Origin of the sequence: Streptomyces sp. CMB-StM0423, from assembly GCF_002847285.1 — a bacterium.
Classification (GTDB): Bacteria; Actinomycetota; Actinomycetes; order Streptomycetales; family Streptomycetaceae; genus Streptomyces.
The window spans coordinates 1,577,554-1,602,591 of the sequence record NZ_CP025407.1 but is presented as its reverse complement, the minus strand read 5'-3'; the positions used below and the strand labels follow the sequence as shown (position 1 = coordinate 1,602,591).

The 25,038-nt window shown below is 74.2% G+C and carries 22 protein-coding genes and 1 pseudogene; 19 read left to right on the top strand and 4 right to left on the bottom strand.

The features are described 5' to 3' along the window. The first annotated feature begins 17 nt into the window (after positions 1-17). The 4 genes from CXR04_RS36845 to CXR04_RS06715 all read left to right on the top strand — a co-directional run bounded on the left by CXR04_RS36845 (position 18) and on the right by CXR04_RS06715 (position 4,325). On the top strand, positions 18-371 hold the full coding sequence (locus CXR04_RS36845; protein ID WP_442802357.1) for a GntR family transcriptional regulator: 354 nt from the start codon (positions 18-20) through the stop codon (positions 369-371). A 278-nt stretch (positions 372-649) separates the two neighbouring features. After that, positions 650-2,128 (top strand): glycosyltransferase family 39 protein, encoded by a 1,479-nt coding sequence (locus tag CXR04_RS06725; RefSeq protein ID WP_101420965.1) that lies wholly within the window; start codon positions 650-652, stop codon positions 2,126-2,128. A gap of 68 nt (positions 2,129-2,196) precedes the next feature. Further along, positions 2,197-3,666: a sensor histidine kinase gene (locus CXR04_RS06720; protein ID WP_101420964.1), complete on the top strand. Its 1,470-nt coding sequence runs from the start codon at positions 2,197-2,199 to the stop codon at positions 3,664-3,666. Further along, entirely contained in the window at positions 3,663-4,325 is a 663-nt protein-coding gene (locus tag CXR04_RS06715; protein WP_101420963.1) for a response regulator, read from the top strand. Before CXR04_RS06720 ends, CXR04_RS06715 begins: the two co-directional genes overlap by 4 nt. A gap of 60 nt (positions 4,326-4,385) precedes the next feature. Here CXR04_RS06715 and CXR04_RS06710 read toward each other — a convergent pair. Next, positions 4,386-4,967: pseudogene (locus tag CXR04_RS06710) on the bottom strand (GTP-binding protein); the annotation flags it as partial. 20 nt (positions 4,968-4,987) lie between these two features. On the opposite strand from CXR04_RS06710, the gene CXR04_RS35095 reads away from it, so the two are divergent. From CXR04_RS35095 to CXR04_RS06700, 3 genes are read left to right on the top strand one after another with little or no spacing between them, the layout of a single operon-like run. After that, complete coding sequence (locus tag CXR04_RS35095; protein ID WP_199850694.1) at positions 4,988-5,485, top strand: hypothetical protein; 498 nt, start codon at positions 4,988-4,990, stop codon at positions 5,483-5,485. Between the two features lie 9 nt (positions 5,486-5,494). Continuing rightward, positions 5,495-6,010: a GNAT family N-acetyltransferase gene (locus tag CXR04_RS06705; RefSeq protein ID WP_101420962.1), complete on the top strand. Its 516-nt coding sequence runs from the start codon at positions 5,495-5,497 to the stop codon at positions 6,008-6,010. Positions 6,011-6,066: 56 nt separating this feature from the next. Next, positions 6,067-6,258 carry a hypothetical protein gene (locus tag CXR04_RS06700; RefSeq protein ID WP_101420961.1) on the top strand — a complete coding sequence of 64 codons (192 nt, stop codon included), beginning with the start codon at positions 6,067-6,069 and terminating at the stop codon, positions 6,256-6,258. 58 nt (positions 6,259-6,316) lie between these two features. On the opposite strand, the gene CXR04_RS06695 is transcribed toward CXR04_RS06700, so the two are convergent. Next, positions 6,317-6,979 (bottom strand): HNH endonuclease family protein, encoded by a 663-nt coding sequence (locus CXR04_RS06695; RefSeq protein ID WP_101426231.1) that lies wholly within the window; start codon positions 6,977-6,979, stop codon positions 6,317-6,319. Between the two features lie 282 nt (positions 6,980-7,261). Between CXR04_RS06695 and CXR04_RS34750 the strand changes: the two genes are divergently transcribed. The 5 genes from CXR04_RS34750 to CXR04_RS06670 all read left to right on the top strand — a co-directional run bounded on the left by CXR04_RS34750 (position 7,262) and on the right by CXR04_RS06670 (position 14,538). Further along, positions 7,262-7,699 carry a hypothetical protein gene (locus CXR04_RS34750; protein WP_159072265.1) on the top strand — a complete coding sequence of 146 codons (438 nt, stop codon included), beginning with the start codon at positions 7,262-7,264 and terminating at the stop codon, positions 7,697-7,699. A gap of 78 nt (positions 7,700-7,777) precedes the next feature. Continuing rightward, a complete protein-coding gene (secD, locus tag CXR04_RS06685) occupies positions 7,778-10,045 on the top strand; it encodes a protein translocase subunit SecD (protein ID WP_101420959.1) in 2,268 nt (755 codons plus the stop codon). A 123-nt stretch (positions 10,046-10,168) separates the two neighbouring features. Next, the gene (locus CXR04_RS06680) at positions 10,169-12,550 is read left to right on the top strand and encodes a M9 family metallopeptidase (RefSeq protein ID WP_101420958.1); all 2,382 of its coding nucleotides are present in this window, start codon (positions 10,169-10,171) and stop codon (positions 12,548-12,550) included. A gap of 280 nt (positions 12,551-12,830) precedes the next feature. After that, positions 12,831-13,694 (top strand): dihydrodipicolinate synthase family protein, encoded by an 864-nt coding sequence (locus tag CXR04_RS06675; protein WP_101420957.1) that lies wholly within the window; start codon positions 12,831-12,833, stop codon positions 13,692-13,694. A 133-nt stretch (positions 13,695-13,827) separates the two neighbouring features. Beyond that, complete coding sequence (locus CXR04_RS06670) at positions 13,828-14,538, top strand: GntR family transcriptional regulator (protein ID WP_101420956.1); 711 nt, start codon at positions 13,828-13,830, stop codon at positions 14,536-14,538. Positions 14,539-14,666: 128 nt separating this feature from the next. Here the strand turns inward: CXR04_RS06670 and CXR04_RS06665 are convergent, their stop codons facing one another. Next, on the bottom strand, positions 14,667-16,148 hold the full coding sequence (locus tag CXR04_RS06665; RefSeq protein WP_101420955.1) for an aminopeptidase P family protein: 1,482 nt from the start codon (positions 16,146-16,148) through the stop codon (positions 14,667-14,669). 188 nt (positions 16,149-16,336) lie between these two features. Here CXR04_RS06665 and CXR04_RS06660 point away from each other — a divergent pair, with 188 nt between their 5' ends. The 6 genes from CXR04_RS06660 (at position 16,337) to CXR04_RS06635 (ending at position 23,004) form a co-directional block, all read left to right on the top strand. After that, positions 16,337-18,070 carry an ABC transporter substrate-binding protein gene (locus tag CXR04_RS06660; protein WP_101420954.1) on the top strand — a complete coding sequence of 578 codons (1,734 nt, stop codon included), beginning with the start codon at positions 16,337-16,339 and terminating at the stop codon, positions 18,068-18,070. After that, positions 18,067-19,041: an ABC transporter permease gene (locus tag CXR04_RS06655; RefSeq protein ID WP_101420953.1), complete on the top strand. Its 975-nt coding sequence runs from the start codon at positions 18,067-18,069 to the stop codon at positions 19,039-19,041. The genes CXR04_RS06660 and CXR04_RS06655 overlap by 4 nt, the downstream gene beginning before the upstream one ends. Continuing rightward, complete coding sequence (locus tag CXR04_RS06650) at positions 19,038-20,024, top strand: ABC transporter permease (RefSeq protein ID WP_101420952.1); 987 nt, start codon at positions 19,038-19,040, stop codon at positions 20,022-20,024. The genes CXR04_RS06655 and CXR04_RS06650 overlap by 4 nt, the downstream gene beginning before the upstream one ends. 2 nt (positions 20,025-20,026) lie before the next feature. Then, positions 20,027-21,130: an ABC transporter ATP-binding protein gene (locus CXR04_RS06645; protein ID WP_101420951.1), complete on the top strand. Its 1,104-nt coding sequence runs from the start codon at positions 20,027-20,029 to the stop codon at positions 21,128-21,130. Continuing rightward, a complete protein-coding gene (locus CXR04_RS06640; RefSeq protein ID WP_101420950.1) occupies positions 21,127-22,167 on the top strand; it encodes an ABC transporter ATP-binding protein in 1,041 nt (346 codons plus the stop codon). The genes CXR04_RS06645 and CXR04_RS06640 overlap by 4 nt, the downstream gene beginning before the upstream one ends. A 96-nt stretch (positions 22,168-22,263) precedes the next feature. Next, positions 22,264-23,004 carry a DUF6081 family protein gene (locus tag CXR04_RS06635; RefSeq protein ID WP_101420949.1) on the top strand — a complete coding sequence of 247 codons (741 nt, stop codon included), beginning with the start codon at positions 22,264-22,266 and terminating at the stop codon, positions 23,002-23,004. A gap of 93 nt (positions 23,005-23,097) precedes the next feature. On the opposite strand, the gene CXR04_RS06630 is transcribed toward CXR04_RS06635, so the two are convergent. Then, positions 23,098-24,366, bottom strand: a complete 1,269-nt coding sequence (locus CXR04_RS06630) for an MFS transporter (RefSeq protein WP_234380093.1) — start codon at positions 24,364-24,366, stop codon at positions 23,098-23,100. Between the two features lie 247 nt (positions 24,367-24,613). Between CXR04_RS06630 and CXR04_RS06625 the strand changes: the two genes are divergently transcribed. Beyond that, on the top strand, positions 24,614-25,012 hold the full coding sequence (locus tag CXR04_RS06625; RefSeq protein ID WP_101420947.1) for a DUF6223 family protein: 399 nt from the start codon (positions 24,614-24,616) through the stop codon (positions 25,010-25,012). Positions 25,013-25,038: the final 26 nt, after the last annotated feature.

The following is a 25,038-nucleotide window of genomic DNA, read 5'->3' as shown; positions in this document are numbered from 1 at the left end:
TTTCGTACGGTGGCTCCGTGACGGTGCGGTGGGGGCGCGACGGGCCCGACTTCCTGATGGCCCTGGACCGGGCGGCGCCGGAGACGCTCGGCCGGCAGTTGCAGGAGCAGCTCCGGGCGGCGGTGCGCTCCGGCAGGCCGCAGCCGGGCGAGCGGCTGCCGTCCTCGCGTCGGCTGGCGCAGCAACTCGGCATCTCCCGGGGCCTGGTGGTGGGTGCCTACGAGCAACTGGGCGCCGAGGGCTACCTCGCCGCGGAGAAGGGGGCGGGGACCCGCGTCACGGCGGCCCGGCGGCGCCCCCTCCCGCGGCCGGGCAGGGCGCGGCCGGGCGGCGGCGCGCCGGACCCGGTCGTGTTCACGTCCGGTACCTGAGGTGGAACTTCGGGGTTCCGTATCGAGGGGGAGGTGCCCGGGCCCGCCGCCGTCCTAGGTTGTGGCGGGACCGAAACCCGAGCGTTCGTACCGAAGAGACGTGCGGCGACCCCCACTTCCCGAGGGGCGCACGCCGTCCTCCGCCACCGCCTCACCCGCACCCCTGCTCCGCCGCCGCCTTACCACCCCCTGCCCTGAAACCGCCGGGCCGCGCGGGTCAGTAGCCGGCAACGGCGGGCGGGCGGCGCGCGTGTGGCCCCGCGTACAGGAGACCGACCATGGCCCTCACCCGGCCCACCCCTGCCCTCCTCCGGCCTGAGATCGCCGATCCACCCGTCCCATCCGCCCGGCGGCCATGGGCGTTCGCCCTGATCCCCGCCGTCGTCACCCTCGTCCTCGGGCTGTGGGGGCTCACCCGCCGGGGGGCGATGTGGCGTGACGAGGCCGTCACGTACGACATGGCGCAGCGCGACATCTCCGGACTCCTGGACACGCTCGCCGGCGTGGACGCGGTCCACGGCCTGTACTACCTGCTGCTGCACGGGGTGTTCGGCGTGTTCGGCGACAGCCTGGTCGCGCTGCGCCTGCCCTCGCTGCTCGCCATGTCCGCCGCGGCCTCGGGCGTCGCGCTCCTCGGCCGCCGGCTGGCGGGACCCCGTGCCGGGCTGCTCGCGGGCCTGGCCTTCGCGCTGTTGCCCGCCGTGCAGCGCTACGCGCAGGAAGGCCGCTCGTACGCACTCGTCTGCGCCGCCGTCATCTGGGCGACCTGGCTCTTCGTACGCGCCCTGGAAGAGCGCAGGACCCGGCTGTGGGCGGCCTACGGGGTGGTGGCCCTCACGGGTTGCCTGCTGCACGAGTTCGCGGTGCTCGCCGTCGCCGCGCACGGTGCCGCACTGTGGGTCTCGCCCGACTTCCGCAGGGACCGGTGGACCTGGGCGTGGACCGCGGGCGCGGTGGCGGCCGCGCTGGCCCCGCTCGCCGTGGTCAGCTCCCGGCAGTCGGAGCAGGTGGCCTGGATCGGCCCGCCCAGCCCCGGCGCGCTCCTCGGCTACGTCGTCCCCGCCCTCGCCGGCCTGCTGGGCGCCGCCCTCCTCCCGGCGGGTGCGCGGCTGCTGCGGTCCCTCGCGCTGGCGCTGCTGATCCTGCCCGGCGGACTCCTGCTGCTGTCCTCCGCGATCGTTCCGCTCTACGTCTCCCGCTACGTCCTCTACGAGGAGGCCGGTCTCGCGCTGCTCCTCGGCGCCACACTGGACCACCTGTGGCGCCGCCGGTACCACCGGCACCTGCTCGCCGCCCTCGCCGCCGCGGCCGTGCTGGTGGCGCTTGTTCCGGTCGGGCTCCATCTGCGCACCCCGGAGAGCCGCAAGGACGACCTGGGCGCCATCGCCCGCGCCGTCCAGGCGCAGGGGCGGCCCGGTGACGGGCTGCTCTTCATGCCTGGCAGGCGCCGTGTCTGGCAGGCGGCAGAACCCGCGGCGTACGCCAGCCTGGTCGACCTCGCGGTGCGGGCGGATCCGCGTGCGTCGGACACCCTCTACGGCGTGGAGCTGCCGGCCGCCGCCATCCACGCCCGGATGCTCACGGCCGACCGGATCGTCGTGCTGCACGACCCTGCCGGCGAGCCGGTCGAAGCCGGCGCTCAGGAGCAGGTGAAACGGGACGTCCTGCGGGCGCACTTCCGCCCCTGCGAGAGCACGGAGGTCCGTGGCGCGCGCGTCACCCTCTACGCCCGGCCGGGCCGGTGCGACCCGGCGTAGTACCTGAGGAGGACCCGCCCGGATCCGTATCCGGAGGGACGCGGCCGCGCCCCGCACGCCCGTACGGTGTGCGGGTGACCGAGTCCACCCCCCAAGCCCCCCGCGTCCGCGGCGAGTTCGAGGTGATCCGGGACGGCTGGCGGCTGCTGGGCGTCCGGACGCGTACGACGCGCCGCGAAGTCTTCAAGGAAGCGCTCGCGCTGACGCCCCTCCCCGCGCTGCCCCCGGAGGCGCCGGTGGTGAGGGGACTGCCCCCCGCCGCCAGACGCGTCGCCGTCTGGCTGCCGCACATGGCGATCGTCGCGCTCGCCCTGTACCTGTTCGGCTGGGGCAGCGGCTGGTACGGGATCAGCGACAGCGAGTACTACGACGAGTTCGGGAGCTACGAGCCGCACGTGGGCGCCCTCGAAGGCCGCCACATCGGTCTGCCCGTCAGCCTGGCCGCGGCGGTCCCCCTGCTGCTGGTCCTCTTCCGGCCGGTCGGCGCCTGGTGGCTGTCCCTGGTGGTGTGCTTCGCCATCGCAGCGACCGTCAGTTCGGCGGACGACTGGCCCTGGGCGGATGCGACGTTCGTCTCGCATCTCGTGGTCCTCACGATCGCCGCGCTGCGCCGAAGCGTCGGCACCGGCGTCGCGATGTGGCTCCTCACGACCCTGAGCGGTCTCGTCGCGTCCTGGCTGAGCCTGCGGCCCCGTGAGGAAGTGAACGCCCTCCAGATGACCGTCGCCTCGGCCGTCGTGATCGCCGTCGCCGTCTCCGTACGCGGCTGGACCGCCGCCAGCCGCCGCGCCGAGGCCAGCGGGGCGCTCACCGCCCAGGAGCGCTCCCGCCGTACGCGGCTGGAGAAGCGCACGTCCATCGCGCACGAGCTGCACGACGTCGTGGCGCACCACATGTCCGTCATCGCGATCCAGGCGGAGGCCGCCCCCTACCGGGTGGAGAACCCGCCGCCGGAACTGACCGCGTCCTTCGCGACGATCCGGGAGAACGCCATCGCCGCGCTCGCCGAACTCCGGCGCGTCCTGGGCGTCGTACGCACCGAGGACTACGAGGCGCCGTCCGCGCCCCAGCCCACCCTCGCCGACCTGGACCGGCTGCTCGGCAACGTCCGCGACACGGGCCTGACGGTCGAGAAGACCGTCACGGGCGCGCGGCGCGAACTCCCGCAGGGCGTCGAGCTGTCGGCCTACCGCATCGTCCAGGAGGCCCTGAGCAACGTCCTGCGGCACGCCCCGGGCGCCGCCGCGAAGGTCGAGCTGTCGTACGTCCTGGGCGGTCTCGCCCTGCGGATCGTCAACGAGGCGCCGGCCGGCGAGCCGCCGCCGTCGCCCGGCGCCGGGCAGGGCGTCACGGGGATGCGCGAGCGCGTGGCGATGCTGGGCGGCCGGATGACCGCGGGCGAGACGCCGGACGGCGGCTACGAGGTGGCGGTGCTGCTCCTCGCCGACGACTCCGCCGACGATCCCCTCGAAGGCCCCGCCGACGCTCCCGTGGCCGGACCCGCCGACGGCATCCGCGAGAAGGCGGTCGGCACGTGACCATCCGGGTGCTCATCACCGACGACCAGTCGATGGTGCGCGAGGGGTTCACCGTGCTGCTCAACGCCCAGCCCGGCATCGAGGTCGTCGGCGAGGCCGCCGACGGCGGCGCGGCGGTGGACCAGGTGCGCCTGCTCGCACCCGACGTCGTGCTCATGGACATCCGGATGCCGGAGGTCAACGGGCTGGAGGCCACCCGCCTGATCGCCGGCACCGGGCTCGGCACCAAGATCCTGATCCTCACCACGTACCACCTCGACGAGTACGTCTACGAGGCACTGCGCGCCGGCGCCAGCGGCTTCCTCCTCAAGGACGCCTCCGCCCGCCAGCTCGCCGAGGGCGTCCGCGTCGTCGCCGCCGGCGAGGCCCTGCTCGCGCCCACCGTCACCAAGCGCCTGATCACCGTCTTCGCCGAGCGCAAGCCGGTGCAGAACCTCCCGGCGGAAGCCCGCGTCGACGGCCTCACCGGCCGCGAGACCGAGGTCCTCGCCCTCATCGCGCAGGGGCTGTCCAACGCCGAGATCGCGGCCCGCCTCGTCGTCGCCGAGTCCACGGTCAAGACCCATGTGGGCCGCGTCCTGGAGAAGCTGGGACTGCGGGACCGCACCCAGGCCGCGATCTTCGCCTACGAGACCCGCCTCGTACAGCCCGCCGGCTGACGGGCGTTGGCGCCCCCGGTGACCGGCCGACAGCACGGCGGCCGGTCGCCGGGGGCCGGGTCAGGCGGGGATGCCCAGCAGGGCGTCGAACGCGGTCGACAGCGTGCGCCAGCCGTCCGGGCCCGCGGCGTATTCGGCGTCGGTGAGCAGGCAGGAGTCCAGGATCCTGCGCAGCGCGTCGCGGTCCAGTCCAGGACCGGTGAAGGTGAGGTGCTGGCCGCGGTCGCCGTGCCTGGGATGCCAGTCGAGGGCGGCGGCCCCCCGGCGCGCGGCGGGCTCCAGCTCCCAGGCGGCCTCGGGCAGCGCGGCCAGCCACGGTCCCGCGTGCTCGATGCCGAGCGCGCCGCCGGTGGTGTCCCAGGTCAGCAGGGCGTCCGGGCGGTCGGCGAGCCACAGGCGCCCCCGGCTGCGTACGGCGGCGCAGGTGACGTCCTCCAGGGCGGCGTACAGCCGGCCGGGGTGCAGGGGGCGGGCGCGCCGCCAGACGAGGGTGGCCACGCCGTGCCCGTCGGCCTCCTGCGGCAGCAGGGTGCACGCGGGGTGGTGGCGGGTCGCGGCGGCGTCCACGTCGAAGCCTTCGAGGGCCGCGTGGGCCAGCTCGGGCGGGCTGAGGGGCACCCGGCGGGCGGTGGCGCGGAGTTGGTCGGATCGCCGCGATCCCCATGCTGCTGCCCGTCTACCTGGTGCCGACGACCGTGCTGCGCGGCCCGGAGGCGGCCGGCGAGTCGGCGCTGCGACCGCCCGGGGACCCCACGCTGGGCAACGTCGAGCGGGCCGGGCCGGAGGAGCTGCGAGAGCCGCGGGCCGCGGGCCCGGGCGCGTGCGCGCTGCGGGTGACGTGCGTGGTGCGGCAGAACCTCGGGGTGGACCGGCCGCTGTTCTTCGCCGCCCCCGCGGCGCCCGGCGAGGCCGCGGTGATCGCGCGGGCCACGTTCGCGGAGGACCGCGAGGCGGGCCCGGCCGGCGCCGGGGCGAGCGGCTGCTGTGCGCTCGTGTCCCGGCGGACGTGCCGGTCGAGCCCGGGGACACGGTGGACCTCGCCGTACGTCCCGGGGCGCTGCACTACTTCGACCCCGAGGGCGGCGCGCGCCTGCCGGACGGCGCCCGCTGACGCCCGCCCGCCGAAAAACCGGGGGCCTTCCGGCCGGGCGCGTGGATAGAGTCGGACGATGCCCGAGCTGGAGCGGCTGCGTGCCGGACACGCGCCGGCGGTGCTGGCCTTCGAGCTGGCGAACCGCGCCTACTTCGCGGCCGCGGTCCCCGACCGCGGCGACGCCTTCTTCGACCGTTTCCCGGACCGGTTCGGCGCGCTGCTGGCGGAGCAGGAGGCCGGCGTCTGCGCCTTCCACGTGCTCGTCGGCGAGGACGGCGCGGTGCTCGGCAGGTTCAACCTGATGGACATCGGGGACGGGACCGCGGAACTCGGCTACCGGGTCGCCGAGCGCGCCGCCGGCCGCGGGGTGGCGACCGCGTCCGTCCTGGAGCTGTGCCGCCGGGCGCCGGCCGCGTACGGCCTGCACACCCTGCGGGCGGCCATCGTGCACGGGAACGAGGCGTCCCGGCGGGTGCTGGTCAAGGCGGGCTTCACGGCCGCGGGCCCGGCGGATCCCGCCCACCTCGGCGGCAAGCCGGGCACGTGGTACCGGCGCGACCTGACCCGCGAGGATCAGGACCCCGCTGGGTAATCTGATTCGGACGCCGTAGGGGGCCTCGGGCCGGGAACAGCGGGGGGATCGAGTTCGTGGCGACTTGCAGGAAGTGCGGTGCGGGGAAGCGCCGCTGGCCCCGCTCCTGCCCGGCGTGCCAGGCCGGGTCGAGCCGGGCGGACGTGGCCGTGGAGGGCGCGGACGTGGCCGTGTCGCTGGGAGTGCTCGGGTGGATCGGCCGGGGGATCTCGGCAGCCTTCCGGGCCGTGCTGCGCGCCCTCGGCTGACCGGACCCGGCGGCACCGGGCACCCCGGCCGTCGGCGGGGGCGCCCGGTCGTCTGCTTCTAGTACGAACAGCCGTTGAGCATGCTCTGCACCGCGGACTTCTCCGCGGAGTCGATCTTCAGGTTCCAGCGGTACTTGGTGTGGATCCAGAACTTGGCGTATCCGCACCAGGACGCGGTGCGCGGGGGCTTCCAGTCGGCCGGATCGCGGTCGCCCTTGGAGCTGTTGACCTCGGTGGTCACCGCGATGAGCTGCGGGCCGGTGATGTCGTTGGCGAACTGCTGGCGGCGGGCGGTGGTCCAGGAACTGGCGCCGGAGCGCCAAGCCTCGGCCAGGGCCACGATGTGGTCGATGGAGATCTGCGCGGGCGAGCTGCGGGTGACGCCGTCGAAGTAGCTGTACCAGGAGCCGCCGGTGGGGTAGCAGTCGGCGCCGGTGGTGACGTTGGTGCCGTCGCGCTTGAGGACCGTCTCGCGGGTGTTGCAGGAGCCGGAGACGGTGGTCCAGTGGGGGAACAGATCACGGGAGTAGCCGCTCATCGAGCCTTCCGCGGCCACGGTCAGGCTGTTGAGCTCGGATTGCACTTGCGCCTTGGGCGGCACATCGGGCGGGAACGCCGCCGCAGGCGGCGCCGCACCGAGCGCGACGCCGAGGGCGAGGGCCAGAAGGGCGAGCGCGGCGATCCAGCCGCGCGGGGATATCGCCGGGGTTCCGGGCAACAGGGCCTCCAGGGGGGTGAGGAGGAACGTCTGCGACGGAGCGGAGAGCCGGCGAAGTCCGCCGGTGCCGAACTGCTCTACGGTTGACGCAGGTTCGAACGGCCCGCCGCGTCTACGCGTATAGACATGCCCATGACATCTCACACCCATGCGCCGCCGCATCCGCCGGGCCGGTCCCCGCTCCCGGGTCCGGAGGGGGCGGGTGTCTTTGTGGGGTGGGGGTGGGTATGGTGGCCTGTTCGTGCTCGCGCTGCGGGCCCCGGCCGGCCACCTAGGAGACCGCGTATGAGCAGGTACGCGCGCGCGGTCCATCCCGGCTCCCCCGGTGGGGGCCGGTGGCGGGGTGTCGTCGTCGCCGTCGTGCTCGCCGTCGCCGGCGTGCTCGGGGCCGGCGCCGGGCAGGGCGGGGCGGCGGTATACGGCGGGCCGTCGTCGTACGGGGCCGCCTTCGACGTCGTCGGCGAGCCCGCCCCGAGCGCCGATCAGCACCTCGCCGGCGCCCCAGGGGCCGGGCCCGAGGACCACGCCGCGCCCCAGCAGGGCCAGCGCGGCGCCCCCGCGGAGCGGCCCTCCGCGCCGTTCGTCGCCGCACCCCGGCCCCCGTACGACCTCCCCCGTACCCCCTCCGTCCCCGCTCCGGCCCCGCCGGACGGCGGCACCCACCCCGGCTTCAGCCCCGCCCCCGGCGGGGAACGCGCGCCTCCGCCCGCTCCAGGCATCTGACACCACCCCCTTGACATCCACCCCGGCGCGCCCCCGCGCACGCGGGCCGCCGCGCCATGCCTGGCTGGAGCAAACCCCATGACACGCGCTACCCGCGTGCGGGCCGTGCTGGCCCTCGCCGTGCTCGCCCTGTCCGTCACCGTCGCCGCCCTCGTCCCCGTACACCTGGGGCTCGACCTGCGCGGCGGCACCCAGATCGTCCTGGAGGCCCGCGACTCCGACGCCGCGAAAGCCGACGCCGACACCACCGACCACACCCTCGAAGTACTGCGCAACCGTGTCGACGCCCTCGGCGTCACCGAGCCCACCCTGACCCGCTCCGGCGACGACCGCATCATCGTCGACCTGCCCGGCGTCCAGGACCCCCGCGAGGCCGCCGACCTCCTCGGCCGTACCGCCCAGCTCACCTTCCACCCCGTCCTCGGCACCGCGGACGGCACCGCGGCGGACGGCAAGGCAGCGGACGGCAAGGAAGCGGACGGCAAGGAAGCAGACGGCAAGGCAGCGGACGGCAAGGTGCTGCGTGACGAGGCCGGGCAGCCGCTGCGCCTCGGGCCCGCCGCGCTCACCGGCGCCGACGTCGCCGACGCCGAGGCGCTCTTCGACACCCAGCAGGCCCGCGGCTGGTTCGTCACCGTCGGCTTCGACGGCGACGGCGACTCCGGGTGGGCCGCGCTGACCGGCGCCGCCGCCTGCGCGCCCCCCGGCGATCCGGCGCGGCGCATCGCCATCGTCCTCGACGGCAAGGTCATCTCCTCGCCCCAGGTCGACCCCGGCGTCGGCTGCCGCACCGGCATCACCGGTGGCTCCACCCAGATCACCGGCGACTTCGGCCGCGACGAGGCCCGCGAACTCGCCCTGCTCGTCAACGGCGGCGCCCTTCCCATGCCGCTGGAGACCGTCGAGCAGCGCACCGTCGGCCCGACCCTCGGCGCCGAGGCCATCTCCGCCAGCGCCTGGGCCGCGCTCATCGGCGCCGCCCTCACCTCGGTGTTCATCATCGTCGTCTACCGGCTGCTGGGCTTCCTGGCCATCGTCGCCCTCGCCTGCTACGCGCTGATCTCGTACGCCGCCCTGGCCGCCCTCGGGGCCACCCTCACGCTGCCCGGGCTCGCCGGCTTCGTGCTGGCCATCGGCATGGCCGTGGACGCGAACGTGCTGGTCTTCGAGCGGGCCAGGGAGGAGTACGCCGCCGGCCGGCGGCCCACCGTGCGTACCGCCCTGGCCGGCGGGTTCCGCAAGGCGTTCAGCGCCATCGCCGACTCCAACGTCACCACGCTCATCGCCGCCGGGCTGCTCTTCTTCCTGGCCTCGGGACCCGTGCGCGGCTTCGGCGTCACGCTCGCGATCGGCGTGCTGGCCTCGATGTTCAGCGCGCTGGTCGTCACCCGGGTCCTCGCCGAGTACGCCGCGGGCCGCCGCGCCCTGCGGGTACGCCCCGGCCGCTCCGGGATCGCGGGCCACGGCCGGGTGCGGTCCTGGCTGGTCCGGCGCGACCCGAAGCTCCTGCGCCACTCGCGCCGCTGGCTCGCGCTCTCCGGCATCGCCCTGCTGCTGGCCGGCAGCGGCATCGTGGTCCGCGGGCTGGACTTCGGCGTGGAGTTCACCGGCGGCCGGCTCATCGAGTACGCCACCACGCAGCCGGTCGACGCCGACGACGCCCGCGCCGCGCTCGCCGACGCCGGGCACCCGCGCGCCGTCGTCAACACCTCGGGCGACGGCGAGCTGAGCGTCCGTACGGAAGAACTCTCCGACGACGAGGCGGCCGAGGTCACCGCCGCGGTGGACGAGCTGGGCGGCGGCGCGGAGATGGTCCGCGACGAGATGATCGGGCCCAGCCTCGGCGAGGAGCTGCGCACCGGCGCGCTCATCGCGCTCGGCGTCGCCCTGGCCGCCCAACTGGTCTATCTCGCCGTCCGCTTCCGCTGGACGTACGCCACCTCCGCGGTCGCGGCGCTCGTCCACGACGCGGTGATCCTCGTCGGCGTCTTCGCCTGGCTCGGCAAGCCCATCGACGGCATCTTCCTCGCCGCCCTGCTCACCGTCATCGGCTACTCCGTCAACGACTCCGTCGTCCTGTACGACCGCGTCCGCGAACTCGTCGCCGCCGACCGCCGCAAGCCGTTCCGCACCGCCGCGAACACGGCGATCCTGCAGACCCTGCCGCGCACGGTGAACACCGGTATGGGCGCCGTCTTCATCCTCGCCGCGCTGGCGCTGCTCGGCGGCGGCGCCCTCACCGACTTCGCGCTCGCGCTCCTCGTCGGCATCGCCGCGGGCACGTACTCCTCGGTCTTCACCGCCACCCCGCTCGCCATCGAACTCGACGCCCGGAAGAAGAGGTGAGCCACGACTTCCTGCGCGACGTCTTCCTCGGACATGTGATGTGTGACATATTACTGCACCGTCATGCACGTGTTCATGCCAAGAATCTCGTAACCCGGGAGGCGGCAAGTGAGACCGAGACCGATGGGACGGCGGGGATCAGGACTCCTCGTCCTGGCTGTGACCCTCAGCCTGGGCACGGGGCTGCTCGCCACACAGGCGCAGGCCCGTACGGCACCCGAACGCCCCGCGGCACAGGCGCAGTCGCAGGAGCGGCCGCAGGCGCAGGAGCGGAACGGAACGGCGCAGCCACCCCCGCAGTCCTCGGCCGTCGCGCAGGACGGCGACGAGCCCGAGCACGTCGGGAAGGACCCGCTCAAGCCGCGGCAGCGCGCGCCGCTGTCCGCGTCGAAGGACGAACTGAAGCGCGACTACGACGGCCCAGCGACCTCGGCCGAGCGCGCCCGGCCGTCGATGAAGGCGGCCGGGAGGAACGCGCCCGGCAAGAGCGCCGCAGGGAAGGGCGGGGCCGGCGCCGACGCGGCCGCCGCCGCGTGCAGCACCGGCGACTTCACCAGCCGCACCGGCAGCGCCCTGGTCGCCCAGATCAGGGCGTCGACCACCGACTGCATCAACACGCTGTTCAGCCTGACCGGCGGCGACGCCTACTACGCCTTCCGCGAGGCGCAGATGACGAGCGTCGCGTACGCGCTGCGCGACGGCTCGTCGGCCTACCCCGGCAACAGCAGCACGGGCATGCCGCAGTTGGTGCTCTACCTGCGCGCGGGCTATTACGTGCACTGGTACAACGAGTCCACCGTCGGCCCGTACGGCCAGGGCCTGAAGACCGCGATCCGGTCGGGCCTGGACGCGTTCTTCGCGAGCAGCCACGCCTTCGACGTCAGCGACGCCAACGGCGAGACCCTCGCCGAGGCGGTGATCCTCATCGACAGCGCCGAGGAGAACGCCCGCTATCTGCACGTGGTCAAGCGGCTGCTGACCGGCTACAACAGCTCGTACGACGGCTCCTGGTGGATGCTCAACGCCGTCAACAGCGTCTACACGGTGCTCTTCCGCGGCCACCAGGTGCCGGAGTTCGTCAGCGCGGTCACCTCCGACCGCAGCGTGCTCACCACGCTGTACGACTTCGCCTCCGGCCACGTCGGCCTGCTCGGCACCGACCGCGGCTATCTGACCTCCAACGCCGGCCGCGAACTGGGCCGGTTCCTCCAGCACTCCGCGCTCCAGCCCGACGTGCGCCCGAAGGGCGCGGGGCTGCTCGGCCAGAGCTCCATGACCGGCAGGACCGCGCCGCTGTGGGTCGGCTTCGCCGAGATGGCCGACTTCTACGACAAGGCCAACTGCGGGTACTACGGCACCTGCAACCTCCAGGAGCGGCTGGCCGCGGCCGTGCTGCCGATCAACCACACGTGCAGCGGCAGCCTGCGCATCCGCGCCCAGGACATGACCGCGGCGCAGCTCGGCGAGTCGTGCGCCAGCCTGGCCAACCAGGACGCCTACTTCCACGGCATCGCGCGCGACAGCGGGCCGGTCGCGGGGGACCGCAACACCACCCTGGAGGTGGTCGCGTTCGACTCCAGCACCGACTACCAGACCTATGCGGGCGCGATGTTCGGCATCGACACCAACAACGGCGGCATGTATCTGGAAGGGGACCCCGCGGCCGCCGGCAACCAGCCCCGGTTCATCGCCTACGAGGCCGAGTGGGTGCGGCCCGCGTTCGAGATCTGGAACCTCAACCACGAGTACACGCACTACCTCGACGGCCGCTTCAACATGTACGGCGACTTCACCGCCAACGTCTCCACCCCGACGATCTGGTGGATCGAGGGCTTCGCGGAGTACGTGTCCTACTCGTACCGCAATCTGCGCTACGACGCCGCCATCACGGAGGCGGGCCGGCGCACCTACGCGCTCAGCACGCTGTTCGACACCACGTACAGCCATGACCAGACGCGCGTCTACCGGTGGGGCTACCTGGCCGTCCGGTACATGCTCCAGTCCCACAGGTCGGAGATGGACACCGTCCTCGGCTACTACCGCGGCGGCAACTGGAGCGCCGCCCGCAGCTATCTGACCGGCAGCATCGGCTCGCGCTACGACGGCGACTGGTACACGTGGCTCACCGCGTGCGCCGCCGGCGAGTGCGGCGGAGGCGGCGGGGGCGGCGGCATCACCGAGTGCACCGGCGCCGACACCCGTCAGATGGACCGCAACTGCCGGCGCAGCGGCGTCACCGCGCGGGCCGGGGACTACGCGTACTTCTACCTCTACGTCCCCGCCGGCACCCGGCAACTGAAGATCACCAGTGAAGGGGGCACCGGCAACGCGGACCTCTACTACAACAGCAGCACCTGGGCCACGACCGGCAGCTACACCAGCAGGTCGATGGGACCCGGCAACAGCGAGACGCTGACGGTGAGCAACCCGCAGGCGGGCTACCACTACCTCACCCTCGTCGCCGCAACGGACTTCGGCGGAGCGACGGTCACCACCGAGTACTGACCGGGTAGGGACACAAGGACACGACGGTACGGGAGGGAGGAACCCGGGGGAGCCCGGGTGGCGAGCGGAGCGCACCACCGCCGCCACCCGGGCCGTCCGCGCGCCCGACGCGCGGGCGCAGGGGCATCGGCCGCCGGGGCCGGTATCCAGAGAACCATGTGACATTGTACTGTTGTCCACGGGCCCGCGACCGCGCGGCCCGCGCCTGCCTGCCGCGACTCACCCGGAGTACTCCATGACCTCTGCCCCACAGGAACGGTCCCGCCCCTGGCACGGCCTCATGGTCGCCACCGCGCTCCCGCTGCGCGCCGACCTGACCGTGGACTTCGACGCCTACGCCGAGCACGTGCGCCGGCTCCTCGACGCCGGCTGCGACGGGGTCGTGACCAACGGCTCCCTGGGCGAGTACCAGACCCTCACCGACGACGAGCGCATCCGCCTGGTGCACACCGCCGTGGCCGCGGCCGGCGACGGCGACCGGGTCATGGTGGGCGCCGCGGCGTACGGCAGCGCGGAGGCCCGCGGCTGGACCGAGCGGGCGGCGGAGGCCGGCGTCGGCTCGGTGCTGCTGCTCCCGCCCACCGCGTACCGGGCGGACGAGGCGGCGGTGCGCGCGCACTACGCGGAGGTGGCGCAGGTCGGCCTGCCGGTGGTCGCGTACAACAACCCGTACGACACCCGCACCGACCTCACCCCCGCGCTGCTCGCGGCCATGCACGGCGAGGAGAGCATCGTCGCCGTCAAGGAGTTCACCGGCGACGTCCGCCGCGCCTACGAACTCGCCGAGCTGGCGCCCGGACTCGACCTGCTCGTCGGCGCGGACGACGTGCTGCTGGAGCTGGCCATCGCGGGTGCCGTCGGTTGGATCGCCGGCTTCCCCAACGCGCTGCCCGACGCCTGCGCCACCCTCTACCGCGCCGCCACCGGCGGTGACCTGGCGCTGGCCAAGCCGCTCTACCGGGCCCTGCACCCGCTGCTCCGCTGGGACTCCAAGCCGGAGTTCGTCCAGGCGATCAAGCTGTCCATGGACGTCGCCGGGCTGCACGGCGGCCCCTGCCGCCCGCCGCGCTCGCCGCTGGCGGACGAACAGGCCGCGGTGGTCAGGGGGGTCACGGAGAAGCTGCTCGCCGAGGGCCTGGGCTGACCTGCCGCACCACCGCGTACGGACCCGCAGCCGCCTTCCGTCCCGGTCCCCGGCCGCCGGGGCGGAAGGGCGGGGTACGATACAACAATGTCACATCGCGCATCGGGCCCCTGCCGCTCCCGGAGGGAACACCATGGCTGAGGCGAAGCGGGGCAAGCTCATCTCGGTGCAGAAGCACCTGCGCGACCAGGTCGCCAACGCCCTGCGGGCGGCGCTGATAGCGGGCGAGCTGCGGCCCGGCGTCATCTACTCCGCGCCCGCGCTGGCCACGGAGTTCGGCGTCTCGGCCACGCCCGTGCGCGAGGCCATGCTCGACCTCGCCCGCGAGGGTCTGGTCGAGGCCGTGCGCAACAAGGGTTTCCGCGTCACCGAGATGACCGAGGGCGACCTCGACAACTACACGGAGATCCGCGAGCTGATCGAGATCCCCACCGTGGGCCGGGTGACGGAGGTGGCCACCGAGGAGCAGTTGGAGGCGCTGCGCCCGCTCGCGGAGGACATCGTCAAGGCCACCCGCGACCACGATCTCATCGGCTATCTGGAGGCCGACCGCCGCTTCCACCTCGACCTGCTCGCGCTCGCCGGCAACGACCACCTGGTCACCGTCGTCGCCGAACTGCGCAACCGCTCCCGGCTGTACGGCCTGACGGACCTCGACCGCGCCGGCGTGCTCGTCGACTCCGCGCAGGAGCACCTCACCCTGCTCGACCTGATGATCGCCGGCAACGCCACCGCGGCCCAGGAGCTGATGGCGGGACACCTCGGCCACATCCGCACCCTGTGGGCGGCCGGCCGGCGCAGCGCCGCGAAGCGCGCGAGCGCACTGCGCCTCGGCGAGGGCTGACCCGCGGGGGGCACCCGCGGCCGGCGCGCGGAGCCGCCCGCGGCGCCGTGCGGCGCCGCGGGCGGTGGGACGGCCGAGCGGGGCGGGGCCGGACGCGGGCGAGGACGGCGCACCGCCCGGCCCCCCGCTCAGACCGCCCGGCGGCCGCCGTCGAGCAGAGTCCCCATCCACTCCTCGACGGCGTCCGGGTCCCGCGGCAGCCCGTCCGACATCAGCCGGGCGCCGTCCTCGGTGATCACGAGGTCGTCCTCGATCCGCACGCCGATGCCGCGCAGTTCGAGCGGCAGCGTCTCGTCGTCGGGCTGGAGGTAGAGCCCGGGCTCCACGGTGAGGACCTGCCCCGCCGCCAGCACCCCGTCGAGATACGCGCTCGCCCGCGCCTTGGCGCAGTCGTGCACGTCCAGGCCGAGCATGTGCCCGCTGCTGCACAACGTGTAGCGGCGGTACAGGCCGCTGTCGGGGGCCAGCGCCTCCTCGGGGGTGACGCGCAGCACGCCCCAGTCGTAGAGCCCCTCGGCGATCACCGTCATCGCCGCCCGGTGGAAGTCGCGGAAGCGGGCGCCCGGCCGGAGGGCCGCGATGCCGGCGTCCTGGGCGTCGAGGACGAGTCGGTACACCTGCCGCTGCACCGGTGAGAAGCGCCCGGAGAGCGGGAGGGTGCGGGTGACGTCGGCGGTGTAGAGGGTGTCGGTCTCCACCCCGGCGTCGAGGAGCAGCAGCCGTTCCGGGTCGAGCCGGCCGTCGTTGCGGATCCAGTGCAGGACGCAGGCGTGTTCGCCGGAGGCGGCGATGGTCTCGTATCCGGTGCCGTTGCCCTCGGCGCGGGCGCGGGTCTGGAAGACGCCCTCCAGCCAGCGTTCGCCGCGCGGGTGGCGCAGGGCGGTGGGCAGGGCGCGTACGACGTCCTCGAAGCCGGCCGCGGTGTGGTCGACGGCGAGTTGGAGCTGCCCGACCTCCCAGTCGTCCTTGACCAGCCGCAACTCCGCGAGGTACGTGCCCAGTTCGGCGTCCCGGTCCGGCTCGGCGGCGCTGCGCGGGCCGCGGTCGAAGAGGCCGTCGACGCGGGCGTCGAGCCCGGAGAGCACCCGGGCCTGCGGCCGGGGCCCGGCGGCGAGTTTGGCGAGGTCGTCGAGGTCGCGGGCGGCGACACCGGTCAGTTCCGCGGCCTCGCCGAGGTCGGGGCGGCGGCCGACCCAGAACTCGCCGTAGCGGCGGTCCCGGTAGAACTCGTCGGTGTCCCGGGCCGAGCGCGGCCGCACGTACAGCACGGCCTCGTGTCCCTCGGCCCCGGCGGGCTCCAGGACGAGGACGTGTCCCGCCTGGTCCTCGCCGGTCAGACCGGTCAGCCAGGCGTACGCGCTGTGCGGTCGGAAGCGGTAATCGCAGTCGTTGGAACGGACCTTGAGCACCCCGGCGGGCAGCACCAGCCGCTCGCCGGGGAAGCGCGCGGACAGCCGGGCGCGGCGGCCGGCGAGCGCGTCGTACCCGGGCACGCGGCGGCCGGACGGCAGCGGGCTGGGCGCCCACGCGCTGCTCATGAAGGTCTGCAGGGCGGCCGGGACGTCGAGGTCGTGGCTGCCGGTGTGCGGGCGGGCGAGGGGCTTGTCCATCGGGGCGGCTCCTGGTGAGCGGGGGGTGCCGGACACGGGTGCGTAACGAGTCCGCCGATCCCTTGCCAATAAAATTGCACATTATTATGTTACACAGCGCGCCAGGGGAGGGAAGCGGCCCGTACGGCCCAACTGCCCTCGGTGATCTCGGATCCAGCCCCCCGGACCCACCCACGACGGAGTGGAACATGATCAGCAGAAGTGTGCGCGCCGCCCTCGCGGCGTCTCTCGCGGCAGCCCTCACCGCAGGTGCGGCCGCCTGCTCGGCCGACCCGGGCGACTCCGGCGGCGGCAAGGGCCGCAACCCCGGCGCCACCGGCGTGATCGGCGGTACCCCCCAGCGCGGCGGCACCCTGACCGTGCTGTCCAACCAGGACTTCGCCCACCTCGACCCGACCCGCAACTGGACCATGCCCGACATGGACTTCGGCATCCGGCTGCTCTACCGGACCCTCACCACCTTCCGCGCCGAGCCCGGCGAGAAGGGCACCGAGATCGTCCCCGACCTGGCCACCGACCTCGGCACGCCCTCCGAGGGCGGCAAGGTGTGGACGTTCACGCTGAAGAAGGGGCTGACGTACGAGGACGGCAGCCCGATCACCGCCGCGGACGTGAAGTACAACGTCGAGCGGTCCTTCGCCGCCGACCTCACCGGCGGCCCGGACTACGCGCAGCAGTACCTCGCCGGCACCGACGGCTACGCGGGCCCGCTGGACGGCGAGCACCTGGACTCCATCGAGGTGCCGGACGAACGGACCATCGTCTTCCGGCTCAAGCGGCCCATCGCCGAGTTCTCCTACACCGCCACCCTGCCGACGTTCGCGCCGGTGCCCGCGGCCCAGGACAAGGGCGTCCAGTACGACCAGCGGCCGTTCTCCTCCGGCCCGTACAAGATCGACCGCTACGACCGCGGCAAGGAGCTGGTGCTCGTACGCAACGAGCACTGGCGCGCCGCCACCGACCCCGTGCGCAAGGCGTACCCCGACCGGATCGTGGTCAGGATGGGCCTGGGCGGCGACCAGATCGACGACCGGCTCATCGCGAGCGGCGGCGGCGACGCCTCCGCCGTGGAGTGGGCCGACATGCGCCCCGAGAGCGTGGCCAAGGTGCTCTCCAAGGAGGACGTACGGGCCCGGCTCGCCGCCGAGATCACCGGCTGCACCGACATGCTGCACCTCAACACCTCGCGCGCGCCCTTCGACGACCCCGTGGTGCGGCGGGCGATGATGGCCGCCGTCGACCGCGAGGCCCAGGTCACCGCCAACGGCGGCCCCGCGCTCAACGAGGTCGCCACCGCCTACCTGCCGCCCGCGCTGGCCGGCGGCAAGAAGAGCGACGTGCTCGGCATCCCGCCCGAGGGCGACGTGGAGAAGGCGAAGCAACTGCTCGCGAAGGCCGGTGAATCCGACGGCTTCACCGCCACCCTCACCGTCTCCACCGGCGACAAGACCAGGGCCGAGGCGCTGCAGCAGAGCCTGGACCGGGCCGGCGTCACCGTGAAGATCCAGACCGTCGACCCGTCCGTCTTCTACGACACCATCGGCGACACGAAGAACGCGCCCGACATGGCGATCAGCGGCTGGTGCCCCGACTACCCCTCCGGCGCCACCTTCCTGCCGTTCGTCTTCGACGGCCGCACCATCCAGGAGACCGGCAACAAGGGCAACTACGCCCAGTTCCGCGACGAGGAGGTGATGCGGGAGATGGACCGCATCGCCACTCTGACCGACGTCGGCGAGGCGAACAAGGCGTGGACCGCACTGGACGCCGAGATCATGAAGAAGGCGCCGTCCGTCCCGCTGCTGTGGGAGCGCAAGCCGCTGCTCGCCGGCGACAACATCGCCGGCGCCTTCGGACACCCGGTCTGGACCGGGCAGTTCGACTACGCGGTCATCGGGCTGAAGGACCCGGGGAAGTCATGACGGTACTCCGCAAGGGCTCCGGGCGGCCGCGGTCCGGGAGCGCCGGGGCCGAGGCCGGCCCGGAGGACGAGGCCGGCCGGGGCCCCTGGCGGCTGGCGTGGCACGCGGTACGCGGCGACCGCGGCGCCTTCGCGGCCCTCGTCGTCGTCGCCCTGCTCGTCGTCATGGCCGCCGCCGCGCCGCTGCTCAGCGCGCTCGGCGGCTGGTCCCCGACCGAGTTCGACAAGACCGCCGTCGACCCGTACCTCGGCGGCCTGCCCAAGGGCGCGCTCGGCGGGATCAGCGCGGAGCACTGGCTGGGCGTGGAACCGGTCACCGGCCGGGACCTGTTCGCCCGGGTCGTCCACGGCGGCCAGGTCTCCCTGTTCATCTCCTTCGCGGCCACCGCCATCGTGGTCGTCGTCGGCACCGCCGCGGGCATCGCGGCCGGCTACTTCGGCGGCCGGACCGACACCGTGCTCAGCCGGCTGATGGACCTCACGATGTCCTTCCCCTCGCTCATCTTCATGATCGCGATGATGTCGGTGGCCCAGGACGTCGACCGGGTGCTGCTGATGACCGGTGTCATCGGCATCTTCGGCTGGCCCGGCATCGCCCGCGTGGTGCGCGGTGAGACGCTGTCCGTCAAGCACCGCGAGTACGTCGACGCCGCCCGCGCCGGCGGGTTCGGGGCCTGGCGGATCGTCACCCGGGAGATCCTGCCGAACGTCTCGGGGCCCGTCATCGCGTACACCACCCTGCTGATCCCCGGGATGATCAGCACCGAGGCCGCGCTCAGCTTCCTCGGCGTGGGCGTGCAGCCGCCGACCTCCTCCTGGGGGCAGATGATCTCCGAGGCCGTCTCCTTCTACGAGACCGACCCCATGTACTTCGTCATCCCCAGCGCCTTCCTCTTCCTGGCCGTGCTGGCGTTCACCGTCCTCGCCGACACGCTCCGGGAGACCCTCGACCCCCGGGGAGACCGCGCGTGATCCTCTACCTCGCCCGCCGGCTCGTGGGCGTCGCCGGCGTCCTGCTGGCCATCTGCCTCGTCACCTTCACCATCTTCTACCTGCTGCCCGCCGACCCCGCCGCGGCCGCCTGCGGCAAGACCTGCACGCCGGAGCGGCTCGCCGAGGTGCGCCACTCCATGGGGCTCGACCAGCCGCTGTGGCGCCAGTTCACCGACTACCTCACCGGGATCTTCGCGGGCCGCGAGCTGGGCGGGGGACCGCACGCGCTCCAGTGCGGCTTCCCCTGCTTCGGCTACTCCTACGAGTACTCGCTGCCGGTGTGGGACCTGCTCACCGACCGGCTGCCGGTCTCGGCGTCGCTGGCCTTCGGCGCCGCGCTCATGTGGCTGGTCCTCGGCCTCGGCACGGGCATCGCCGCCGCCCTGCGCAAGGGCACGCGCACCGACCGCACCCTGATGGTCGGCGCCGTGGCCGCCGCCTCGCTGCCGGTGTACTTCACCGCCGTCATGCTCATCCACGGCGTCGTCCGCGTCGCCGGCGTGCTGCCGTATCCCGAGTACGCCGCCCTGACCGACGATCCGCTCGACTGGGCCGCGAACCTGCTGCTGCCGTGGACCGCGCTGGCGCTGCTGTACGCCGCGATGTACGCCCGGCAGAGCCGCAGTTCGATGATCGAGGCCATGGCCCAGCCCTACATCCGCACCGCGCGCGCCAAGGGCATGCCCGAGTCCGTCGTCGTGGTCAAGCACGGGCTGCGCTCCGGCATGACCCCGGTGCTGACCATCTTCGGCATGGACCTCGGCGGGCTGCTCGCCGGCGCCGTGATCACCGAGAGCATCTTCGGCATCCCGGGCGTCGGCAGGCTCTTCTTCGACGCCCTCCAGCGCTCCGACCAGCCGGTGATCCTCGGGGTCACGCTGCTGGCGGCCTTCTTCATCGTGGCGGCGAACCTCGTCGTGGACATCCTCTACGCGGTCGTCGACCCGAGGGTGAGGTACTGAACATGACCGCTGACGACACCACCCCCGCCACCCCCGGCGGCCCCGCCGGCGAGCCGCAGCTGCTGCGCGTGCGCGACCTGAAGGTCACCTTCCCGACCGCCGCCGGGCCCGTACGGGCCGTCGACGGCATCGACTTCACCGTACGGGCCGGCCGCACCCTCGGCATCGTCGGCGAGTCCGGCTCCGGGAAGTCCGTGACCTCCCTGGCCGTGATGGGGCTGCACCGCGGCGCCGAGGTCAGCGGGTCGGTCGCGCTCGCGGGCCGTGAGCTGAGCGGCCTCGCCGACCGGGAACTGGCGCGGCTGCGCGGCCGCCGGATGGCGATGATCTTCCAGGACCCGATGTCCAGCCTGCACCCCTACTACACGGTCGGCGAGCAGATCGCCGAGGCGTACCGCGTGCACTTCGGCGCGGGCCGCCGCGCCGCCCGCAGCCGGGCGGTGGAGATGCTCGGCGAGGTCGGCATCCCCGAGCCCGCGCGCCGGGCCGCGGATCACCCGCACCGGTTCTCCGGCGGCATGCGCCAGCGGGTCATGATCGCCATGGCGCTGGCGTGCGAGCCCGACCTGCTCATCGCCGACGAGCCGACCACCGCGCTCGACGTCACCGTGCAGGCGCAGATCCTGGAGCTGATCGCCCGGATCCAGGCCGAGCGCGGCCTCGGCGTCGTGATGATCACCCACGACCTGGGGGTGGTCGCGCGCGTGGCGCACGAGGTCCTGGTGATGTACGCGGGCCGGCCTGCCGAACAGGCGCCGGTGGAGGAGCTGTTCGCCGCCCCCGCGCACCCGTACACGCGCGGGCTGCTCGACTCGCTGCCGCGGCTCGACGACGACCCGGGCGTGCCGCTGCACACCATCCCCGGCAGCCCGCCCTCGCTGCTCGCCCCGGGACCCGGCTGCGCGTTCGCGCCGCGCTGCTTCCGCGCCGCCGAGGCGGCGGACGACGTACGCGCACGCTGCGAGGGGACGCGGCCAGAGCTCGTACCGCTGCGGCCGGGGCGGCTGGCGTCCTGCCATCTGCCGCTGGCCGCGGCCCCGTCCGGGCGCCGGGACGGCCCCGCCGCCGTGCCCGCCCCGACCCCCGCACCGGAAGGAACCCGATGACGTCCACCCCCGAGGCCGGGCCCGCGGCGCTCACCAAGGCGGGCCCGCGCCCGGCCGCGGGCGAGCCGCTGCTGTCGGCCCGCAACCTCGTCAAGACCTTCCCCGGCCGGCGCACCCGCACCGGCCGTGCCGCCCCCGCCGTACGGGCGGTGGACGGCGTCGGCTTCGACCTGCGGGCGGGCGAGACCCTGGGCCTGGTGGGGGAGTCGGGCTGCGGCAAGTCCACCACCGGCCGGATGCTCGTCCGGCTGCTGGAGCCGACCGGGGGCTCCGTGACGTTCGACGGTACGGACATCACCCACCTCGGGCAGCGCGCGCTGCGCCCGGTGCGCCGCCACGTCCAGATGGTCTTCCAGGACCCCCTCTCCTCGCTCAACCCCCGCCACCGGGTGCTCCGCACGCTCACCGACCCGATGGTCGTCCAGGGCACGGAACCGCGCGCGGCGCGCTTGCGGGCCGCGGAACTGCTGGCGCAGGTCGGGCTCGGCGCCGAGCATCTGGAGCGCTACCCGCACCAGTTCTCCGGCGGCCAGGCGCAGCGCATCGCCATCGCCCGGGCGCTGGCGACCAGGCCGCGGCTGATCGTCGCCGACGAGCCGGTGTCCGCGCTCGACGTCTCCATCCAGGCCCAGATCGTCAACCTGATGGAACGCCTCCGCCGCGAACTGGGCCTCGCCTACCTCTTCATCGCCCACGACCTGTCGGTGGTCAAGCGGGTCTGCGACCGCGTCGCGGTGATGTACCTGGGCCGGATCGTGGAGCTGGGCGACCGCGACGAGGTCTACGCCCGCCCCGCCCACCCGTACACCCGCGCGCTGCTCTCCGCGGTACCGGTGCCGGACCCGGCGGTGGAGCGCACCCGCGAACGCATCGTCCTCAAGGGCGACCTGCCCAGCCCCGCCGCGCCGCCGGGCGGCTGCGCGTTCCACCCGCGCTGCCCGAAGGCGCAGGACGTGTGCCGGACGGAGCGCCCGGTGCTGGAGCGCGCCGGCGGCGGCACCAGGGAGGCCGCCTGCCACTTCCCGGAGACCGGCTGACCGCCGCCCCGCCGGCGGGAATTGGCGTCGGAGGGCGGGCGGACCGCGTGAATCCGGGATGTTCCGGGCCGCGCGGGCGCGCCGATGGTGGGTCGTATGACTTCCGCATCCGTGGCGAGCACGTGGACCTACGACGACTTCACCCGCGGCGCCCTCGACCCGGCCCGCTGGCGGGTCATGGAGATGACGGGGGCCGGGGGCGTACGGCACGAGTACCGGGACGACAACGCCCGGGTCCGCACCGGGGACGGGCGGCTGACGCTGACCGTCAACCCGTTCACCCGCTTCCACGACACCGACCCGCGGCGCAACAACGCCAAGCAGATGTACCGGTCGGTGCGGCGGTTCGACGTGCCGGCCGGGGGGCGGCTGGCGTTCGAGGTGGAGATGGCGGTGCGGACCTACGGGCAGGTGCCGTACGACCTGCTCGACGCCTTCGGCACCGTCAACCTCTTCGATCTGGGGACGGGCGTCGTCATCAACGCCGCCGCCACCAACGACACGGTGTACGCGGTCGTCGAGCGGCTGGTGATCCCCGGGGTGAGCCGCCCCGAGGACCACTACATCCACCGCGTCGTCATGGACGTGCCCACGGAACCCGGGCAGGCGCACCGCTACGGGGTCGGCTACCGGGCCGGGACGTCCGAGGTGGAGTGGTACGTCGACGGGCGGCTGGCCTACTGGGCGCGGGTGCCGGTGCCGGTGACCGGCTTCCACGCGGGGATGGCCCTCTTCTCGGCCCGCGACCTCGCCCGCTACTCCCGCGCGGAGCGGGAGCGCGGACAGGGCGCGACCGGGTGGTGGGGCCCGTGGCGGATCACGGCGAGCGACCGCTGAACGCGGGCGCGGGGATGCCGTCGACCCCCGGGGGCCGGGGACAGCCGGTGCCCCGACCGTACCCCGGTCCCGGGCTGCGGGCTCATCCCGCGTTCACGGTATTTCCCCGGCCTGCGGGCGCGGGGGTACGGGCACGGGGGCGGGCGGCCGCGCCGCCGGGTCCGGCACGCCCGCCGGGTGGCGGCGGATCGCCAGCGCCGTCACCGCGTACGCGACCAGCCCCACCGCCGTCGCCGTGACCGCCACCCCGGTGCCGTCGGAGACGGCCAGCGCCGCGCCGCCGCCCGCGCCGGCCAGCGCGACGCCCACGTACAGCCCGCTGGTATTGAGCGCCACCGCCTCCGTGCCCGCCTCGCCCGCGAGTTGCAGGATCCGGGTGTTCGTCGGCGGGGTGAAGCTCCACGCCGCGCAGCCCCACACCGCCAGGTTGAGCGCCACCAGCCACACCGGCGCCGTCCGGCCGGTCGCCCCGATGACGGCCAGCAGCGCGGTCGCGGCCACGACGCCGGCGACCGACGCGCGCAGCGTACGGTCCGGGCCCCAGCGGTCCGTCAGCAGCGCGCCCGCGCCGGTGCCGACCGCCCCGGCGACGCCGACCACGGCGATGAACAGGGCCAGCACGCCGCCGCCGCGGCCGGTGAGGTCCCGGGTCAGGGGCGCGACGTAGGTGTAGACCATCAGACCGCTGCCGGCGCAGACCACGGTGCCGGCGGCGCAGAGCAGGACCGCCGGGCGGCCCAGGATCCGCAACTGCCCCCGTACGCCGAGCTGCAGCGCCCCGGACAGCCGGGGCAGCGCCGCGGCGGACGCCGCCGCCACCAGCGCGGTGGCCACCGCGACCGCCACGAACGTCGACCGCCAGCCGAATGCCTCGCCGAGCAGCGTGCCCGCGGGCACGGCGGTGAAGAGCGAGAGCGTCAGCCCCGCCGCGACCGTGCCGATGGCCCGGCCCATCCGCTCGGGCGCCGCCAGCCGCGCCGCCGCGGCGAAGGCGGCGGGGGAGACGGTGGCGGCGATCAGCGCGGTCAGCACGCGGGCGCCCATGAGGGTCGCGTAGTTCGGGGCCAGCGCGGTGGCGGTGTTGGCCACGGCGAAGGCCGAAAGGCCGCCGACGATCAGGGTCTTGCGGGGCAGCCGCGCGGTGGCCACGGCCAGCACGGGCGCGGTCACCGCGAAGGTGACCGAGAAGACCGTCACCAACTGCCCGGCGGCGGCCTCGCTCACGTCGAGGTCGGCGGCGATGTCCGGGAGCACGCCCGCGATGACGAAGTCGTCCGTGCCGATGACGAAGGTGGCGAACATCAGGCACAGCAGCCATCCCGCGCCCCGCGCCTGCGGAGAGGAACTCACCTTGGAAGCCATGGCCGCAGCTAACGCCGGGGTGGCGGGGCAGTTCCAGGGCGTTTCGACGCCATTCGGAGAAACCCCGCGGTGTGCGGGGGCGCGCGGTGCTGCGGCCGCGGTAGCCGGGTGCTGTGGCCGCAGACGTCACCGGCCGCCGCTACCGCCGCGGCGGTAGCCGAAACCGGCCGCGTCTGGAGGACGCCAGGGGGCCCGGCCGGTTCGTACGCTGACGCCGCCAACCGCCGTGCGACCGAAGGGGTCCCCGATGTCCGTCCGTCACCTGTCCACTGCCGCCGCGACCGCCGTACTCGCCGTCCTCGTGTCCGCGGCGCCGGCGGCCGCGCGGGTCGCGGTCGCGGCCGAGAGCGACGACGGCCAGGGCCGCGGCCCGGCCACGGCCGCGGCGGTCCTGGGGCTGATCGGCGTGGTCCTCGGCGGGCTCGCGCTGGCGCGCAAGCTGGGCGCGGGACCGCGGTGGCCGCTGGTGTCCGTGGTGGCGTCGGTGGCCGGCGTCGTCATCGGCGCGGTGGCGCTCGCCGGCTCCGACGGCGTCGGCTCGGGCTCCGGCCGGGGCGGCGCGATCGTGGCCCTGGTCCTCGGCGTCGCCGGACTGGCCCTCGGCGGCCTGGCGCTGGCCCGCGCCCGCCGCGCGGTGTCCGCGTAGCCCGGTCGGCAGGATCTCCCGGACCG

Bases quoted from the DNA above. Each gene is read 5' to 3' on its own strand.
- CXR04_RS06705 (WP_101420962.1), top strand. From the start codon at position 5,495: ATGCCCGAGCTGGAGCGGCTGCGTGCCGGACACGCGCCGGCGGTGCTG.
- CXR04_RS06660 (WP_101420954.1), top strand. From the start codon at position 16,337: ATGATCAGCAGAAGTGTGCGCGCCGCCCTCGCGGCGTCTCTCGCGGCA.
- CXR04_RS34750 (WP_159072265.1), top strand. From the start codon at position 7,262: ATGAGCAGGTACGCGCGCGCGGTCCATCCCGGCTCCCCCGGTGGGGGC.
- CXR04_RS06675 (WP_101420957.1), top strand. From the start codon at position 12,831: ATGGTCGCCACCGCGCTCCCGCTGCGCGCCGACCTGACCGTGGACTTC.
- CXR04_RS35095 (WP_199850694.1), top strand. From the start codon at position 4,988: ATGCTGCTGCCCGTCTACCTGGTGCCGACGACCGTGCTGCGCGGCCCG.
- CXR04_RS06655 (WP_101420953.1), top strand. From the start codon at position 18,067: ATGACGGTACTCCGCAAGGGCTCCGGGCGGCCGCGGTCCGGGAGCGCC.
- CXR04_RS06670 (WP_101420956.1), top strand. From the start codon at position 13,828: ATGGCTGAGGCGAAGCGGGGCAAGCTCATCTCGGTGCAGAAGCACCTG.
- CXR04_RS06635 (WP_101420949.1), top strand. From the start codon at position 22,264: ATGACTTCCGCATCCGTGGCGAGCACGTGGACCTACGACGACTTCACC.
- CXR04_RS06665 (WP_101420955.1), bottom strand. From the start codon at position 16,148: ATGGACAAGCCCCTCGCCCGCCCGCACACCGGCAGCCACGACCTCGAC.
- CXR04_RS06645 (WP_101420951.1), top strand. From the start codon at position 20,027: ATGACCGCTGACGACACCACCCCCGCCACCCCCGGCGGCCCCGCCGGC.
- CXR04_RS06630 (WP_234380093.1), bottom strand. From the start codon at position 24,366: ATGGCTTCCAAGGTGAGTTCCTCTCCGCAGGCGCGGGGCGCGGGATGG.
- CXR04_RS06680 (WP_101420958.1), top strand. From the start codon at position 10,169: ATGGGACGGCGGGGATCAGGACTCCTCGTCCTGGCTGTGACCCTCAGC.
- CXR04_RS06625 (WP_101420947.1), top strand. From the start codon at position 24,614: ATGTCCGTCCGTCACCTGTCCACTGCCGCCGCGACCGCCGTACTCGCC.
- CXR04_RS06725 (WP_101420965.1), top strand. From the start codon at position 650: ATGGCCCTCACCCGGCCCACCCCTGCCCTCCTCCGGCCTGAGATCGCC.
- CXR04_RS06640 (WP_101420950.1), top strand. From the start codon at position 21,127: ATGACGTCCACCCCCGAGGCCGGGCCCGCGGCGCTCACCAAGGCGGGC.
- secD (WP_101420959.1), top strand. From the start codon at position 7,778: ATGACACGCGCTACCCGCGTGCGGGCCGTGCTGGCCCTCGCCGTGCTC.